The sequence below is a fragment of the Dokdonia ponticola genome, assembly GCF_042653865.1.
In the GTDB taxonomy this organism is placed as follows: Bacteria; Bacteroidota; Bacteroidia; order Flavobacteriales; family Flavobacteriaceae; genus Dokdonia; species Dokdonia ponticola.
In genome coordinates this window covers 446,861-462,883 of sequence record NZ_JBHSFV010000002.1, presented here as the reverse complement: position 1 = coordinate 462,883, position 16,023 = coordinate 446,861, and the positions used below count along the sequence as shown (strand labels likewise).

Here is a 16,023-nt window from a genome sequence, read left to right as displayed (position 1 = left end):
TGGGCTACTAGTCATCATGACGCTGCTTTAAACGTACCCTTTACATAAGGAATAATCAACGTAACCAAAGTCCCTTGTTCATTATATTTTTGTCTATTTTCTATGGTTACAGAACCTTCCCTATTAAAATCTTTAGAGAGTATTTGTAAACGCTCGGAAGTAATCGTAGTGGCTAGTGAATTTTTATCCTTTCGCTTAGCTATTGGTTGCGAATGAATACCTACCCCATTGTCTGTAATTGTACATATGAGTTTCTGGTCTTCATACGTTATACGTACATGAATCTCTCTATTTTCTAGTTGATTGGTAAAGGCATGTTCAATGGCATTTTCAACAAAAGGTTGAATCAACATAGGCGGAATTTCAAATGCGTTAGTATCGATGGTCTCTTCTATAGAAACGGTATAATTGTAAGACTCATTTTCTAAGTTTTGTAATGAAAGGTAATTTTCAATGGCTGCTAATTCTTGAGAAAGTAACACCATTTTTTCTCGTGAATTTTCTAGAATAATACGAAGGAGTTTTGAAAATTTAGAGAGGTACACCACCGATTTCTTTTCTTCTTTATTTAAAATCATTCCTTGCAATACCGAGAGTGAATTAAAGATAAAATGAGGAGTCATTTGTGAGCGTAGGAGTCGTTGCTCTACGATGATATTGTGTGTTGCAGCCTTGATATTTCTATATTTAAGGTAAAATATAATGCCTCCTAACAGCATTGAAATAAGGAGAAAACCAATAATTGATCTTAAATAATTACGTTGTGATTTTTCTAAATTTTGAGAAGTAGCTTTCACTGTTTTGGTTAAGCTTAATTCTCTCATACTGGCTGAGTCTAAAGCCTTTTTATACTTATACTCATATTCTATTTGAGTTAGTTTTTCAATGTTCTCCTTATTAAAAAGGCTGTCACTTAATTTTTTAAAAAATATATGATTCGTATACGCCTTTTTATAATTTTTAGTTTCAAAATAAATTTCAGAAAGCAACCTATGTGCATCCTTTTGATACTCCATGAGATCTAATTCATTGGAAATTTCTAAACTTTTAATAGCATTAGGAAGTGCTTCTTTATATTTTTTTTGCTCCGCGTAACATTCTGCTATTCCTAGATAAGAAAGACTTATACCATCTTGATTACCTATATCTATGTTTATATTTTTTGCTTCTTGAAAATACGCAATCGCATTTGAATAATTTTTAAGTGTAACATTGGCATCACCAAGACTATTTAAACACTCAGCTATCTGTGGTATTATACCAAATTCTCTGTTTATGTGTAATGCTTCTAGTATGTATTTAATTCCTATTTCATTTTCATTTTTTTTTAGATAAATTGAGCCTATGTTGTGTTTAGTTGCAGATATACCTTTTTTACTTCCTATTTTTTCATAAATAGTTAATGATCTTTCTAACATAACTAAAGCATTATCGTAGTCTTCACGAGCTTTATAAATCAAACTAGTATTATTCAAAGAATTTGAAAGACCAAAAGAATCTTGCATTTTTTCAGCAAGTGCTATTGCATTATTATTATATTCTAAAGCTAAAGGATAATTCCCTTGCCTTTTATAAATTAATGCAATGTTTTTTAAATTGGTTGCTATCCCTTGTTCATGATTAGCTTCAGTAAATAATTGTAAACTCTTTTTAAAACTTTCAAGAGCTTCGACATTTTTTCCTAGATTTAATTGGTTAATACCAATATTGGTAATATAGCTGGGTATATTTCTTTCTAAACCCACTATTTTATCAGCTTCTATTGCTTTTTGAAAATATGTAGAGGATTTGTCATAATCACCTTGATATAAATATATAACACCTATACCATTATAGCAACCTGCTATATTTTTTTTAACATCATTATCTCTATATATCTGAGCAGCAGTTTCATAATAATTGATAGCTAACTCAAATTCAGATTGTGTCGTAGCAATAATACCACGCATATAAGTCGCGTTACCTATTCCCTTGCCAAAGTCAAGCTCATTAGATAAGGCCTCAGCTTTTTCAATATAACTTTTAGCTTTATCAATATCAGTTCTGTAATATAAATACGATAAGCGATCCAAATTATTTACACGTATAGTATCTTTTGTTTTGTTAATGATTAATGCGTTTTCTAAACTGTCAATAACCTTTTTTTGCGAAAAAACAGTGGTTGAACAAAGTAAAAATGCTCCTAAAAAAAATAAAGAAAACACATGTCTCATATAGGCAGTTATTGGTTTTAAAAATGGGCTACTAGTCATCATGACGCTGCTTTAAACGTACCCTTTACATAAGGAATAATCAACGTAACCAAAGTCCCTTGTTCATTATATTTTTGTCTATTTTCTATGGTTACAGAACCTTCCCTATTAAAATCTTTAGAAAGTATTTGTAAACGCTCAGAAGTAATCGTAGTAGCTAGTGAATTTTTATCCTTTCGCTTAGCTATTGGTTGAGAATGAATACCTACCCCATTGTCTGTAATTGTACATATGAGTTTCTGGTCTTCATACGTTATACGCACATGAATCTCTCTATTTTCTAATTGATTGGTAAAGGCATGTTCAATGGCATTTTCAACAAAAGGTTGAATCAACATAGGCGGAATTTCAAATGCATTGGTATCGATAGTCTCTTCTATAGAAACGGTATAATTGTAGGACTCATTTTCTAAGTTTTGTAATGAAAGGTAATTTTCAATGGCTGCTAATTCTTGAGAAAGTAATACCATTTTTTCTCGTGAATTTTCTAGAATAATACGAAGGAGTTTTGAAAATTTAGAGAGGTACACCACCGATTTCTTTTCTTCTTTATTTAAAATCATTCCTTGCAATACCGAGAGTGAATTAAAGATAAAATGAGGAGTCATTTGCGAGCGTAGGAGTCGTTGCTCTACGATGATATTGTGTGTTGCAGCCTTGATATTTCTATATTTAAGATAAAATATAACGCCTCCTAACAGCATTGAAATAAGGAGAAAACCAATAATTGATCTTAAATAATTACGTTGTGATTTTTCTAAATTTTGAGAGGTATCTTTTACTGTTTTAGTAAGTTTCAACTCTCTGATACTAGCCGAATCCAATACCTTTTTGTATTTGTATTCGGCTTCTAATTGTGCAAACTTCTCAATATTTTCTTTATTAAAAAGACTGTCATTTACTATTTTGAATTGTTGATGACTTATCAATGCTTTTTTGTAGTTACCTGTATTTTCATATAACTTGGCTAGTAAATCATATGAGTCACGCTGAAAACCTAAAGCTCCAAGTTTATTAGCAATAATATTGCTTTTTTGTGCATTTATTAAAGCATCTTTATAGTTTTTTTGTAAGTAATAAGATTCTGCTAGTAATTTATAGGTATAACATAAGCCTAATTGATCACCTAACGCCATATTTATTTTCAAGGCTTCTTTATAATTATCAATAGCCTTATTGTGATCTTTGAGGCGCATATAGACTCCCCCTATATAGGTTAAATAACGTGCTTGACTGTCTCTATCATTTATTTCCTCACTAATATTAATCGCCTCATTATAGTGTAAAAGGGCATTTTGATAATCTTTTTTTCCAAAATATACGAGCCCTAAATTTCCTAATCCTTTTGCCACATTTCTTCGAGTCCCAATTTTTTTTTGAATCTCTAATGCCCTATCATAATATGTTAGTGCCTGATCATAATTATTAGTAATATCATAGATAATACCAATATTGTTAAGAGCTTTAGCAATACCTATTGTGTCTTTTATTTCTTCAGATATTTTTAAAGACTTGGTGTAATACTCTAAAGCAGTAGGGTATTTCCCTTTCTTTAAATAGACACTTCCTATATTCAGGTTGCAGCTTGAAATTTCCAACTTATTATCATACTTTATATTAATGGCTAGCGCTTTATCATAATAAGTATTGGCTTGATCATAATCACCCATATCTAAATAATTGTATCCTATAAACTTTACAGGCAAAGCAGTTTCAGCCTCAAATCCATAGTTACTACTGATGTCTATTGATCTTTTTAAGTTAATAATGGAGTTGTTAAATTCTCCAGAGTAATGTAATGAATAGCCTATAGCTGCATAACACTTAGCAATTCCTTCCCAATTATTCAATCTTTCGTAAACTAATAATGCATTATTATATTGAGCAATGGCTTCTAGATAATTAGATTGCGCCTGTTGCATTTTCCCTTTTAAATATAAACTTCTTGCTTTTCCTTTTTTATAATCTATTTCTTCTGCATTTATTTGAGCATTCTCTACATAATCAAAAGCCTTATCAAAATCTTTCTTGTAATGTAAAAAAGCCAACTCATTCAATAAATTCACTCTTACTGTATCCTTTTCCGTATGCTTCTGTAATTCAAGTTTCAGACTATCTAGAATCGCATTTTGAGTATACACGGTTGTAGAGAAAAACCATACGATTACAAATAAAAAAGAAGATGTACTACTTATTTTCATGAAGTGAAGTGGTGGTTAAGGAACGAAAAATAGTCATTTTTATACAATAATGTTGGGCTTTTTAGTTTGATTCGATGTATCACACATGCTGGGTTTTTGATCATGGGGATATCAACAATTTATCAATAACTCGTATTAGATTTTTATATGTTTGAAATCCTGATTTTTACGCTTTCGCGAAAGCGTATCATCCTATAATTTAGAATCGTTTTGGTTTTATGAAGTATCCTATACATATCGAAGCGTATATAAGTGCAATGGCCTAGACGTTGAATCATTAAATATAGAAAACCCTTTTCGCTGATGTGGTTGTAATACTTCCTTATAAGTCACCATAGAAAAGGGTCTATTTAGTTAAAATACGCTTATTTTAGAGTCGTTAGCTCAATTATCGCACAAACTTTTTAGTAAAAATACCATTACTTACGTCTAGTTTTAAGACATAAACACCGCTAGCCAATGTTTCTATAGAAATGGTACTTTCTGTACCTGACTTTATTTTTGCTCCAGCCATGTTATAAATCTCATAGCCTTTTAACTGAGTAGAATTACTTGTACTTATCTGTAATTCTACATTTGTATGATAGACAGCGATATCACTTTCTAATGTCACATCAGAGATGCTTAATGCTGGATCTTCGGTTACCGAGTTAAAACCTGTCCACAACGCACCAGTATCTGTTACATACACCCCTGTGGTACCTGGAGGGATGATTAAATCAATACCACTGCGGTCTCCAAAAGTGTCTTCTCCACCTGTGCTGATTATGGCAGGTGTAGCAGCTAAAGAAGTAACACTATTAAGAGGATTGTCCAAAAATACATTTCCTTCCATCAAGGTAACACTGCTTGGTATCGTTATACCAGTTAGTAGGTTATTTTCGAAAGCACCATCTTCAATACTGATAACAGAATTAGGAATTGTGAGACTACTTATTTGATTATTCTGAAAACAAAGTTCACCAATACTTGTAATGCCGTTACCCAAACTAACATTTGTAAGTAGATTGTTTTTAAATACATTATTCTCTAAACTAGTTACGCTATCTGGAATAGATATGCTAGTTAATTGATTATCATAAAACGCATCTTCGCCAATAGCAAGTAGTCCATTAGGTAGTATCAAATCTGCTAATTGGTTTTCTGCAAATGCAAAATCACCTATAGTGGTAATTCCAGCAGGGATGGTAGCTGTTGTTAATTGATTTTCATACAAAAAACCCTCAGGAATACTTGTAAAAGTATTTGGAATTGTCACATCGTTAAAATCTGTAATATTATTCTGCCAAAAAACAAAAATTCCAATATTTGTAACACTGTTGGGAATTATGATATTTGTTAATTCATTCGATCTAAAAGCGCTATCGCCAATAGTAGTTACACCATCAGGAATACTAATACTTGTTAAGTTGTTAATTCCAAAAGCTATAGCTCCAATAGTGATTACTGTGTTAGGAATTGTTACAGTTGTTAAACCTTTTTGCTCAAAGGCACTTGCCCCAATTTCAGTAACACTATAGGTAACACCCCCATTGGTAACCGTAGCTGGTATATCAACTACAGTTCCTCCAGCAACATCATAATCTATAATACTTACGGTATTATTTGCACTCGAAGTAATTTCATAAGCAATAAAGTTCTGGACAAAATTTACATTTTCTGCTACCGAATTAAACCCGGTCCATAAAGCGCCTGTATCTGTGACATAAGGCCCTGTAGTTCCTAGAGGTATGGTTAAATCAATATTTGCACGGTTGTCAAAAGTATCATTAGCCCCTGTCGTTATGGTTGGCGGAACAGTAGCTTCAGAAATAACACTTGTTAAAGCATTACCAGCAAAAGCACTATCCCCTATACTAGTAACACTATCTGGAAAAATAACTGTGGTTAATAGATTATTTCTAAATGCATTAGTGCCTATTGTTTGAACGCTATTCCCTATTGTAAGACTAGTCAACTGATTGATGAAAAAGGCATTATTACCAATGCTCGTCACATTATCAGGAATAATTAGACTTGTTATTTGATTTTGAAGAAAGGCATCATCACCAATAGTCAAAAGACTATCAGGTAATAATAGTGTTGTTAACTGATTAGAATTAAATGCATTACTCCCTATACTCTCTAGACTATTTCCTAAGGTAAGACTATTTATAGGGTTGTTTAAGAAAGCACCGTTACCTATGCTTATAACAGAATCTGAAATAACAACACTGGTTAATTGATTTTGAACAAAAGCTGAATCACCTATATCAGTGACACCATTAGGTATTGTGAGTGTTGTTAATTGGTTAGTACTAAAAGCACTATTTCCAATACTTGTCACACTCGCTGGTATGGTCAGATTGGTAAGTTGGTTTAAAGCAAATGTGCCCAACCCAATACTTGTAATGTTATTGGAGATCGTAAGACTAGCTATCTGGTTATTACTAAAAGCGCTATTGCCCAAACTTGTTACCGTGTCAGGAATTATGATACTTGTTAATTGATTATTCGCAAAAACTTCCCCATCTATGAAAGTTACACTATTGGGGATGATAAAACTGGTTAATTGATTTCCTAAAAAAGCGGCATTCCCTATACTCGTCACCGTAGTAGGAATCACTGCACTTGTTAATTGTTTATTTGCAAAAGAGCCTGCGCCAATTTCTGTAACACTGTAGGTGACGCCTCCATTTGAAACAGTTGCTGGAACTGTGACAGTAACACCTCCAGCGGTATTGTAATTGGTTGTTGTAACAGTATTAGGATTTGTTGAAGTGATGGAATACGTGATAAAATTATCTATAAATGTTTGAGAATACCCTATACTGACTGCACATAGAGCGATTAAAAAAAGTAGTGTTTTTTTCATTTGATTACTATTTTGGGTTTAATAAAAAACCAAAATAGATGTATAAGACGTATCAGGAAATAGACAATCTTTTTTTGAGAGACTTCAAACCATAAGCGTTAGAATTCATTTTATAATCGTTATTCTATAAAAGTTAACTGTTGATTTTCTTCAAGTATTTGTAAGGCAAAGTTTGCTTTCAAGGATTGTAATGACGCAGAAGTTTATGCTGAGCGTAGCCGAAGTGCGAAAGCGTATAAAGTTGTATTTTGAAGATAGTTTAAGTAATTACTTTTTATTAGGAGTTACAATATAAACTAACTTGTATTCCAGAATATTCTAACCTTTTTAATTGCAAAATGAAAATAATATATTTGGTCATGAATCCTTATTTTTCTTTAAGAGATTTCCGTATCTTACCTTTAAATAAAAAGATTGGATTTACTTACAACACTAACCTGGTTTTCTAGTTTGGCATTTATGTATTTTGGTGTTAACTGCTTTTATTCAAAGTTTATCATCGCAGAGTTTGAACGTTATGGATTACCAAAATACAGGAAACTAACAGGTTTTCTTCAAATTATAGGGGCAGTAGGATTATTGGCAGGACTTTACTATAGTCCATTACTACTCCTATTGGCATCTGTGGGATTATGTTTATTGATGCTCTTAGGGTTTATTGTTAGACTAAAAATTAAAGATAATTTTATTAAATCCTCTCCTTCTTTTACGTTTGCGGTAGTGAATTTATTAATTGCATTAAAAACGTTTACTACTTATTTTTTATAACGTTAAATAGGCAATTGTAAGATTCATTACTATAAATAAGAAGGCAGGAAATGATTTATATAACTTGTCATTCACTAAAAGGTGCATGATTATGGATCCCATTAATAACGTAGCTAATCCCAAAGTACTGATTAAAGTTAAAGTTTCAAATTTTATCGAAGCTAGTAGTAGTATGGCTAAACTTACTTTTAAAAAACCTATAACATAACAAAAGGTTTTTGATAAGCCATACACCTTAAATTCCTCTACAATGGTTGTAGCATCACCACCTCTCCAAATAGTGTTTTTCTTGGGCTGTATCAACCATACATTTAAAATGCTTATTCCTACAATTACTTTTAAAATAATGAGAACATAATCGATCAACTCCATTGATTCTTGATTTTAGTGGTTTTAATATTGTATCTAATTTATAAAAAATAATCCAACTAAACCCATATAAGGGCACATACTCAGTAACTGTGTTCAATAGATATTTATGAAACTGCTTTTTCTATTGTAACTAAACCACTTTGCACTTTAGTAAAGAGTGGTTTAGGTTAAAAAATAAATGAATAAACATTCAGTTTATTATTTGCCTGACTCCAAACAAATTAAAAATAAACCACTTGTTAAAGTATAGTATCATCGTACTCTTTTCAAAATTATGAAGATACCTTCTGAGCTAATAATTTATCAATCAATTCCTCTTTAGTAAGATGATGAAAAATGGTATGTATTTTCTGTACTAATGCTGGATTCAGATCCCTGTTAGGCTTGGTTTTAAAGATTTTCTTAGCCCATAACAAGGTATTGTTATCTTCTAGTTGTTGTGGGTTTGCTTTCGCGAAAGCGGAAAAAGAAATACCCAACTCTTCTTCAAACTCTGGAATTTCCTTTACTTCTTCTTGCTGTAAAATCGTAAGCGCATATCCCGTCGCCCCTGCCCTAGCCGTACGTCCACTTCTGTGTACATACATATCGTAAAATTCGGGTAAGTGATAATTGACCACATACGTAATCTCTTTGACATCAATTCCACGGGCTGCAAGGTCTGTCGCCACCAAAATATCAATATGCCCTTCTCTAAACTGCCCCATAATTCGATCACGAATCGGCTGACTTAGGCTTCCGTGGAGGGCTCCTGATGAGAATTTATGGATGGCTAAGTTTTTGGCTAATTTGTTAACCGCTGCTTTGGTTTTACAAAATATGATCCCACGCTCCCCCATGCGGGAGTTTAAGAAATGCATTAATACATCTAATTTCTCGATAGGCTCCACCACCACATATTCATGCGTAATCCCCTGATGTCCGATCGTTTCCATATCTGCTTCGATATGAATTGGATTTTTAGACATATACTTTTGAATAAGCTGCTTAATGGCTCCAGGCATCGTCGCTGAAAAAAGAAACGTCCGCCGATTATTGGGCATGGCTGCGACAATCTCATCGAGTCCGTCTTTAAGCGAAGTCACCATCTCATCGGCTTCATCTAGTACGAGATAATTGGCATTCTTGATGTTGATCGCTCCTCGTTTCATCAAGTCAATAAGGCGTCCAGGTGTAGCAACGACGATCTGAGTTGATTTGGTGAGGCGTTCTATTTGAGGTTTTATTGGTACTCCTCCACAAATCACAGCTGCGGTGACTTCGGGTAATTCTGAAGCAAAGGCCGTGATATTAGCGTGTATTTGTTGTCCTAACTCACGTGTAGGTACCAAAATAACCGCTTGTATAGTGGGATTGGTGCGATCTATCAATTGTAAAAGAGGAACGCCAAAAGCCACTGTTTTACCAGAACCTGTTTTTGCAAGCGCAACCACATCCTTTTTTGATGTAAACAACTCAGGGATTGCCTTTTGCTGAATATCTGTTGGTGTTGTAATTGCAAGGTTGTTTAATGCTGTTTGTAAAGGAGCAATAACGCCTAAATCTAAAAAAGAAGTTGCCATACTATATGGATTTGTATATAATTGGTATTCATTTCGCTCCTACCTATCGAACAGGTAGATTTGTGAAGAGTATAAAAAGCACCTAATTATGCTTCTTGCAAGGTACGTTTTGACTTACGATATAAATACTTAGGATAAATGCTGCGTTTTGCAAAACGATTTAGGTTACTAGCATTGATCATTTTGATGTATACAGGCTTTGTCACTCCAAAATACTCATACGTAGTGCCATCTGTAAAAGTAATTTCTAATAAGAGCCCTTTGTGCTGATAGTCTGCAATGGCAGCGTTTGTGATCGTTTCTGTGTAAGCGGGCAATTCTTTTTCTTTGGTTTCTGGTGCCATACTTACTAGAAAATGGTATCCATCTATAATCCGACGACTCTGTATTTCTGCTTCGTCCTTCAAGATATCTTCGTCTTGAAATTTATCTGGATGCCATTCTTTGACAAGATTTCGGTAGCTTTTTTTTAGTTCTTTAAGGTCAATTTCTTTTTCTACCCCAAAGAGTTTTTTGTATTCATTGATGCGCTTCATAGACGTACTTTAATTAGGGCGCGAAACTACTCCTTTTAAATGTATTTAGGGGTATGTATGACCTAATAAAAATACTCCCCACAAAGTAATACCAGTTATTAATTGAATTTACTGGAAAAGAAAACGATGATTTTTTTCTTTATATGAGAAAGAAAATTAAAGCATAGTCTAAGCTACGGTTTCTTTTTTCTTATGAAATAGAAAGGAAAAAAGGGTGTTTTATTACTGTAAATTCAATTGGTAAATGGTATAACAATCATTTTGTATGAAATTTGCACAAAAATAGCCTATAATACATTGGATTATTTTGCTTGTAATTCTCCAGATTGTAATGCTCCATTAATGTTGGCAGTAATAATTTTATGAGTTCTAAAAAAACGTGTGCCATCTTGACGCTTTAATTTAACAATGGTGGTTCCATCTTTTTTACTTTTAATTCCAGTCACAACAACAATACTTCCTTCAAGATTCAAATCAAGGGTAATACCACCACGCTTTTTGATAATGTTCAGTTTGGGGAGTTGAATGTTTTTGTAGGTGTTGGTTTGTAGTTTTCCGATTTCAAAAACATCACCTACCTTCACATCTGCTATTTTTTCAGATTGCGCAAAGAGTCCTAGAGTGCTTAGCATAAGAGCAACTAATAGTATATACTTTTTCATTATGATAATTTTTAAAACGTTTTTTTATTGATTTCTTATTTCATATTCAAATACATAGCAATTTATGAAAAATGATAGATTTTAAAGAATCGTTTGATTTATTTTTTTTGGAAGAATTATGCACAACAAAAAAGCCCCATCTTGAGATGGAGCATCACATTTAACTTAAATGTAACTAATTTATTTATAAAAGATAGACTTAGGAGCACCTGTATTGAATGAGATCTGTGGGATCACAATCACACTGCTTACTATCTGTACATAATTTTTCAGGCCATTGTGATGAATCGGTGATTTCTTGAAATTTAGCATCACTACGTGAAGGGTCATAATCAACTACTTTCAAAAGTAAAGAACCATCATCATTACACTCAAAGATATAGATGATTTGTCCTTTGTATGGGGAGTGATCTGAAAGTAAGTTATAATTAGAAACTTTTTTTCCTCCTGGTCCACAGTGACCAAGAGTTGCTAAAATAGAATCTGATTCAAAACCAGTATCACTTCCATGACGCCACATTCCTTTAGCTTCCCAACAAATTACAGTAGAAAACTGACCTTTTCCATCTTTTAATAAGGCATCAACGCTAAATACGCTTGGGTCTTTATAGGCATTATTATCATAGAGGTCGATGCTTAATTTTCTATTTGTGAATGTACTAGCCGTTTTTTTAGCATAACAACTTATGGTAGAGATAGGATTGGGAGTTCCTTTCTCTCCATTTCCAGGCCCCTCACTTAGAATACGACTTACCGGAGCATAAGGTTTTAAAAGCGTTGTCAAATCATCTTGTAAGCCATGCATTTGCTTAAGACCAAGACACCCTAACCAATTTTTAACAACAGTAACCTTATTATTTGTTACAGTTCCTCCACCTCCATGAAAAGTGACAGTACTATTGGAATTAAAATCTATGATTTGATTAGTAGGCTGGGAGCCGCCATCACAACCGTGTCGTAATACAACAATGGCAGATTTGGCAGTCGTTGGTGTAGTTTCACTCATAATAGAATAGGTTTATAGTTTTAGTAGTTATTATTAGATATTCTGAATGTATGCATTCTAAATGATATAATTTATACGTGAATAAGATATGATACAAAACCCGCTGAATATTAAACCCGAATTATGCATTAGAAAATCTATTACGACTTAAACAAGCTTCAAAATATACCGTTACACTACCTTTTTAAGTTTAACCATAACGATGCTATACTAAAGCTCAGAAAATGTCATATTTTATTACTTCTTTAAGCCTCATTACGAAGTTCTAATGCATAATTCGGGTTTCATTCTCACAAATCAATTTAGAACAACAAAAAAGCCCCATCTTGCGATGGAGCTTTTTATTAAACTTGAAGTATATGTATTAGATAACTTTTACGTTTACTGCGTTTAAACCTTTGTTTCCTTCTTGTAGATCGAATTCAACTTCATCGCCTTCACGAATTTCGTCTACTAATCCAGAGATGTGCACAAAATGATCTTTGTTTGCACCTTCTTCAGTGATAAATCCAAAACCTTTAGTCTCATTGAAGAATTTTACTGTTCCTTTGTTCATTGTAATGTAATTAAAATTTATAATACTTATTAAAGTACAAAGGTGATGCCATTAATTTGATATACAACTAATTAAATGGATTATTTTACAAAATAAGCGAAAATAAATTTATTGCAATCGCCAATCACCCGACTACCAAACACTTAGCTAAGTAGAGGATGTATTTAATTATGAAAGAATAGTTCTGATTTCCCCGACAATTACCCGTCATTAGCCCGTATTCTGTTTTTATAAGCATCAAAAATAGGTAGTTTTGGTCTGTTAATTCAACACTATGCAAAAAACACAAAGACGTTATGACTTAGATTGGTGGCGCGTGATCTCCATCTTTTTAGTTTTTTTACATCATGTAGGGATGCCTTTTAATGGTGATAATTTTCATATTATGAACGAAAGTTCTAGTAAACTACTAGATGATGTCATGGTCTTTTTTGAACAATTCAGACTTCCCTTATTATTTATAATATCAGGTACAGGAACTGTTTTTGCTTTTTCCAAACGCACTTGGAAACAATTTATAAAAGAACGTGCATCCCGGTTATTAATTCCCTTGATTTTTGGGGTATTTATTATTGTACCCCCTCAGACGTATATAGAAAACATCAACTCTTATGCTTCTTTTATCGATTTCTATAAAAATATTCTGAACCATATAGAAGTCAATCATCTTTGGTTTATTGAAAACTTATTCTACTTATCTGTACTTCATATTCCTTTTATTTTATTCATAAGATCGAAGGCTGCTATCACTTTTAAGAAAGCGATTGGTCATTTTTGTGCTAAACCCTTAGGAATGGTAACATTTGTTATTCCGCTTATTCTACTAAAAATCATCTCTAAAAAATACTATCCCGAAGATAATACTGATATCACCAATCTATCCACTACCCTCTTTTATGGGTATTTCTTTATCGCAGGAATCACATTGGCTGCAACGACTTCATTATGGAGTTCTCTTAGAAAATATCGAAAGTACAACCTCTTTCTTACAGGTGTCGCCATCCTCTTATTTTATACCTACTATTTCTTACCCAATGATATCGCAAGTGCGTATTGGGATATCCCGACGCGATGGACTATTTGGTATGGTGTCAGTGCCCTAGTGAGTTGGACAGTCATTATTACGTTACTAGGGTATGGACAAGAATGGTTTGCAAAATCAAGTGTTGTATTGACCAAGCTTAATGAAGCCATCTACCCTTTTTACATATTACATCAGACAGTACTTATTGTTATTGGGTATTACGTGCTACAACAGTCTTGGAATATCCCTGTAAAACTTTCTGTTTTGGCGATTACATCTTTTATTGTGATTATCTTCATCTATCGATTGATGGTGTATCCATTAAAAATCACTCGTTTTCTCTTTGGAATGAAAAAACGAGCAAATTAATTAATGCATATCTTATAAATAATAGGTACATTGACACCAAAAGGAACTCTTTTTGAATTCAATTTTCGACACTATGAGATTTACAATTACCCTATTATTTATATTTTTTGTTTTTATTAATGTATCAGCTCAGAAATCTTCTGCTACGCTATTTTTTAAAGATGGTACTTCCCAGCAAGGATATGTCATAGGTGATGCATCATGGGATATTCGATTTAGCAAAGAATTGAAAGGTAAAAAAACCACCTATGATTTTAAAGAATTAGATAGTCTTCATATTACAGAAAATGAGCAATTAATCTCCTATCACATACAAAAATACAGGTTTGGTAAAAGCTCAAAAAAATCAAAGAAATTAAAGTATACCATGGCTCAATTGATTATTGATGGTCCTGTTCGATTTTATATACAGAAATTAAAATATACGACGCCAGAATCTGTAGAAACAATTAGATATTCAAACGGTCATGTAGAAGAAAAAACAGCGCTCGCAACCGACTATTCACAGCATAGTTTATTTGTTATAAAACCAGATGAAGATCGGTTATTTTGGCTTTATACTCCCGGAGGTGGCTTATTTTCTAGAAACTTTAAAAATGCAGCTACAGAATATTTTCAAGACTGTCCTGCAGTTATCGCAAAAATTGAATCTGGCGAGTTTAACTCGAAAACCGTAGCAAAAATGGTTCAGTTTTATAATAATCAATGCCAATAGATAGTCAATAGAAATTCTATGTTATAATTTTTAATCTGCCCCTTAAGTGGTAGTGAGGTTTTATACGCTTTCAAGGAGTGATAACGACGTAGAAGTTTATACTGAGTTTATCGAAGTACGAAAGCGTAAACCAATATAAATATAGTGTCAACCAAAAATTTTACATTCGTTGACACTTCTTTTGCATCTGTTTGACACTTATCGGCGTCTATCGATTTAGTTTTATCAAAAATAAAATCACGATGCAAAAATTAGTAATTACCCTTATGATTATGACTGGCGCTATAATGACGAGTCAAGTGCAAAACAGTAAAGAATCCTATACGCTAAATCTCGAAAAAAGTCTGTTGTACTGGAAAGGCTCCTATACCTTTAACATTAGTGAACACAATGGGATAGTTCTTTTTAAAACTGGTGAACTCGCTACAACAGATGATTTCATTACTGGAGGATCGTTTGTGATAGATATGCAATCTATAAACAATATGCCTGATAGTGATCACAAAGGCCCTATTGAGCATTTAAAAGACACTGATTTTTTTGATGTAGAAAAATTTCCAGAAGCCAAACTTGTATTTACGGCTGTTGAATATTTACCTAACTCCAATACACACAAAATTTATGCAGACCTTACCATCAAAGGAATTACAAAGTCTATTAAATTTTATGCAGATGTCGATGGGGTAAAAAAGACCTTTAAAGCCCATTTTAAGATAGACCGTACACGCTGGGGGATTACCTACAACAACAAGGCGAAAGATAAAGCGATTTCTGATGCCATAGAATTTAAAGCTTTTTTAAAGTTTTAAAGGATCAGTCAATCAAATTTTAACAAAAAAACCATCAGTGACGATGGTTTTTTTGTTTTGTAATCCTTTTGGATATTAAGCTAATCTTACTTTTACAGCGCTTAAGCCTTTATCACCTTGCTCTATATCAAATGTTACTTGATCGTCTTCTTTAATATCATCTATTAGATTTGTAGCGTGTACAAAGATATCTTCATCAGTATCTTTTACTTTTATGAATCCAAATCCTTTTGCGTTATTAAAAAACTTTACGGTACCTTCTTTCATTTTAGTTATTTTATGAGTCGTTATTAATTTATGTATGAATTTTCTTAACATGATTTTTGTTTTATTAAAT

At 32.8% G+C, this 16,023-nt stretch carries 14 protein-coding genes; 4 read left to right on the top strand and 10 right to left on the bottom strand.

Annotated elements, in window-relative coordinates:
- Window positions 1-14: 14 nt before the first annotated feature.
- The 3 genes from ACFO3O_RS06075 to ACFO3O_RS06065 form a co-directional block, all read right to left on the bottom strand.
- Window positions 15-2,255 (bottom strand): tetratricopeptide repeat protein, encoded by a 2,241-nt coding sequence (locus ACFO3O_RS06075; protein WP_379977668.1) that lies wholly within the window; start codon window positions 2,253-2,255, stop codon window positions 15-17.
- The gene (locus tag ACFO3O_RS06070) at window positions 2,252-4,453 is read right to left on the bottom strand and encodes a tetratricopeptide repeat protein (RefSeq protein ID WP_379977667.1); all 2,202 of its coding nucleotides are present in this window, start codon (window positions 4,451-4,453) and stop codon (window positions 2,252-2,254) included. Before ACFO3O_RS06070 ends, ACFO3O_RS06075 begins: the two co-directional genes overlap by 4 nt.
- 388 nt (window positions 4,454-4,841) lie before the next feature.
- Entirely contained in the window at window positions 4,842-7,307 is a 2,466-nt protein-coding gene (locus tag ACFO3O_RS06065; RefSeq protein WP_379977666.1) for a leucine-rich repeat domain-containing protein, read from the bottom strand.
- Between the two features lie 414 nt (window positions 7,308-7,721).
- Here ACFO3O_RS06065 and ACFO3O_RS06060 point away from each other — a divergent pair, with 414 nt between their 5' ends.
- Window positions 7,722-8,075 (top strand): DoxX family protein, encoded by a 354-nt coding sequence (locus ACFO3O_RS06060; RefSeq protein WP_379977665.1) that lies wholly within the window; start codon window positions 7,722-7,724, stop codon window positions 8,073-8,075.
- Here ACFO3O_RS06060 and ACFO3O_RS06055 read toward each other — a convergent pair.
- From ACFO3O_RS06055 to ACFO3O_RS06030, 6 genes are all read right to left on the bottom strand, one after another.
- On the bottom strand, window positions 8,070-8,447 hold the full coding sequence (locus ACFO3O_RS06055; protein WP_379977664.1) for a DoxX family protein: 378 nt from the start codon (window positions 8,445-8,447) through the stop codon (window positions 8,070-8,072). The genes ACFO3O_RS06060 and ACFO3O_RS06055 overlap by 6 nt on opposite strands.
- A gap of 272 nt (window positions 8,448-8,719) precedes the next feature.
- A complete protein-coding gene (locus ACFO3O_RS06050) occupies window positions 8,720-10,009 on the bottom strand; it encodes a DEAD/DEAH box helicase (protein WP_379977662.1) in 1,290 nt (429 codons plus the stop codon).
- An 86-nt stretch (window positions 10,010-10,095) separates the two neighbouring features.
- A complete protein-coding gene (locus tag ACFO3O_RS06045; RefSeq protein WP_379977660.1) occupies window positions 10,096-10,545 on the bottom strand; it encodes a KTSC domain-containing protein in 450 nt (149 codons plus the stop codon).
- A gap of 302 nt (window positions 10,546-10,847) precedes the next feature.
- Window positions 10,848-11,207 carry a hypothetical protein gene (locus tag ACFO3O_RS06040; RefSeq protein ID WP_379977659.1) on the bottom strand — a complete coding sequence of 120 codons (360 nt, stop codon included), beginning with the start codon at window positions 11,205-11,207 and terminating at the stop codon, window positions 10,848-10,850.
- A gap of 199 nt (window positions 11,208-11,406) precedes the next feature.
- On the bottom strand, window positions 11,407-12,213 hold the full coding sequence (locus ACFO3O_RS06035; protein ID WP_379977658.1) for a hypothetical protein: 807 nt from the start codon (window positions 12,211-12,213) through the stop codon (window positions 11,407-11,409).
- A gap of 364 nt (window positions 12,214-12,577) precedes the next feature.
- Window positions 12,578-12,769, bottom strand: a complete 192-nt coding sequence (locus ACFO3O_RS06030) for a cold-shock protein (protein WP_299207550.1) — start codon at window positions 12,767-12,769, stop codon at window positions 12,578-12,580.
- A gap of 274 nt (window positions 12,770-13,043) precedes the next feature.
- Between ACFO3O_RS06030 and ACFO3O_RS06025 the strand changes: the two genes are divergently transcribed.
- The 3 genes from ACFO3O_RS06025 (at window position 13,044) to ACFO3O_RS06015 (ending at window position 15,686) form a co-directional block, all read left to right on the top strand.
- The gene (locus ACFO3O_RS06025) at window positions 13,044-14,162 is read left to right on the top strand and encodes an acyltransferase family protein (protein WP_379977657.1); all 1,119 of its coding nucleotides are present in this window, start codon (window positions 13,044-13,046) and stop codon (window positions 14,160-14,162) included.
- A gap of 73 nt (window positions 14,163-14,235) precedes the next feature.
- Window positions 14,236-14,877 carry a hypothetical protein gene (locus tag ACFO3O_RS06020; protein ID WP_379977656.1) on the top strand — a complete coding sequence of 214 codons (642 nt, stop codon included), beginning with the start codon at window positions 14,236-14,238 and terminating at the stop codon, window positions 14,875-14,877.
- A 242-nt stretch (window positions 14,878-15,119) separates the two neighbouring features.
- Window positions 15,120-15,686 carry a YceI family protein gene (locus tag ACFO3O_RS06015; protein ID WP_379977655.1) on the top strand — a complete coding sequence of 189 codons (567 nt, stop codon included), beginning with the start codon at window positions 15,120-15,122 and terminating at the stop codon, window positions 15,684-15,686.
- Window positions 15,687-15,761: 75 nt separating this feature from the next.
- On the opposite strand, the gene ACFO3O_RS06010 is transcribed toward ACFO3O_RS06015, so the two are convergent.
- Window positions 15,762-16,004 carry a cold-shock protein gene (locus tag ACFO3O_RS06010; protein ID WP_379977654.1) on the bottom strand — a complete coding sequence of 81 codons (243 nt, stop codon included), beginning with the start codon at window positions 16,002-16,004 and terminating at the stop codon, window positions 15,762-15,764.
- Between the last annotated feature and the right edge of the window lie 19 nt (window positions 16,005-16,023).

Bases quoted from the DNA above. Each gene is read 5' to 3' on its own strand.
- ACFO3O_RS06075 (WP_379977668.1), bottom strand. From the start codon at position 2,255: ATGATGACTAGTAGCCCATTTTTAAAACCAATAACTGCCTATATGAGA.
- ACFO3O_RS06070 (WP_379977667.1), bottom strand. From the start codon at position 4,453: ATGAAAATAAGTAGTACATCTTCTTTTTTATTTGTAATCGTATGGTTT.
- ACFO3O_RS06065 (WP_379977666.1), bottom strand. From the start codon at position 7,307: ATGAAAAAAACACTACTTTTTTTAATCGCTCTATGTGCAGTCAGTATA.
- ACFO3O_RS06055 (WP_379977664.1), bottom strand. From the start codon at position 8,447: ATGGAGTTGATCGATTATGTTCTCATTATTTTAAAAGTAATTGTAGGA.
- ACFO3O_RS06050 (WP_379977662.1), bottom strand. From the start codon at position 10,009: ATGGCAACTTCTTTTTTAGATTTAGGCGTTATTGCTCCTTTACAAACA.
- ACFO3O_RS06045 (WP_379977660.1), bottom strand. From the start codon at position 10,545: ATGAAGCGCATCAATGAATACAAAAAACTCTTTGGGGTAGAAAAAGAA.
- ACFO3O_RS06040 (WP_379977659.1), bottom strand. From the start codon at position 11,207: ATGAAAAAGTATATACTATTAGTTGCTCTTATGCTAAGCACTCTAGGA.
- ACFO3O_RS06035 (WP_379977658.1), bottom strand. From the start codon at position 12,213: ATGAGTGAAACTACACCAACGACTGCCAAATCTGCCATTGTTGTATTA.
- ACFO3O_RS06030 (WP_299207550.1), bottom strand. From the start codon at position 12,769: ATGAACAAAGGAACAGTAAAATTCTTCAATGAGACTAAAGGTTTTGGA.
- ACFO3O_RS06025 (WP_379977657.1), top strand. From the start codon at position 13,044: ATGCAAAAAACACAAAGACGTTATGACTTAGATTGGTGGCGCGTGATC.
- ACFO3O_RS06020 (WP_379977656.1), top strand. From the start codon at position 14,236: ATGAGATTTACAATTACCCTATTATTTATATTTTTTGTTTTTATTAAT.
- ACFO3O_RS06015 (WP_379977655.1), top strand. From the start codon at position 15,120: ATGCAAAAATTAGTAATTACCCTTATGATTATGACTGGCGCTATAATG.
- ACFO3O_RS06010 (WP_379977654.1), bottom strand. From the start codon at position 16,004: ATGTTAAGAAAATTCATACATAAATTAATAACGACTCATAAAATAACT.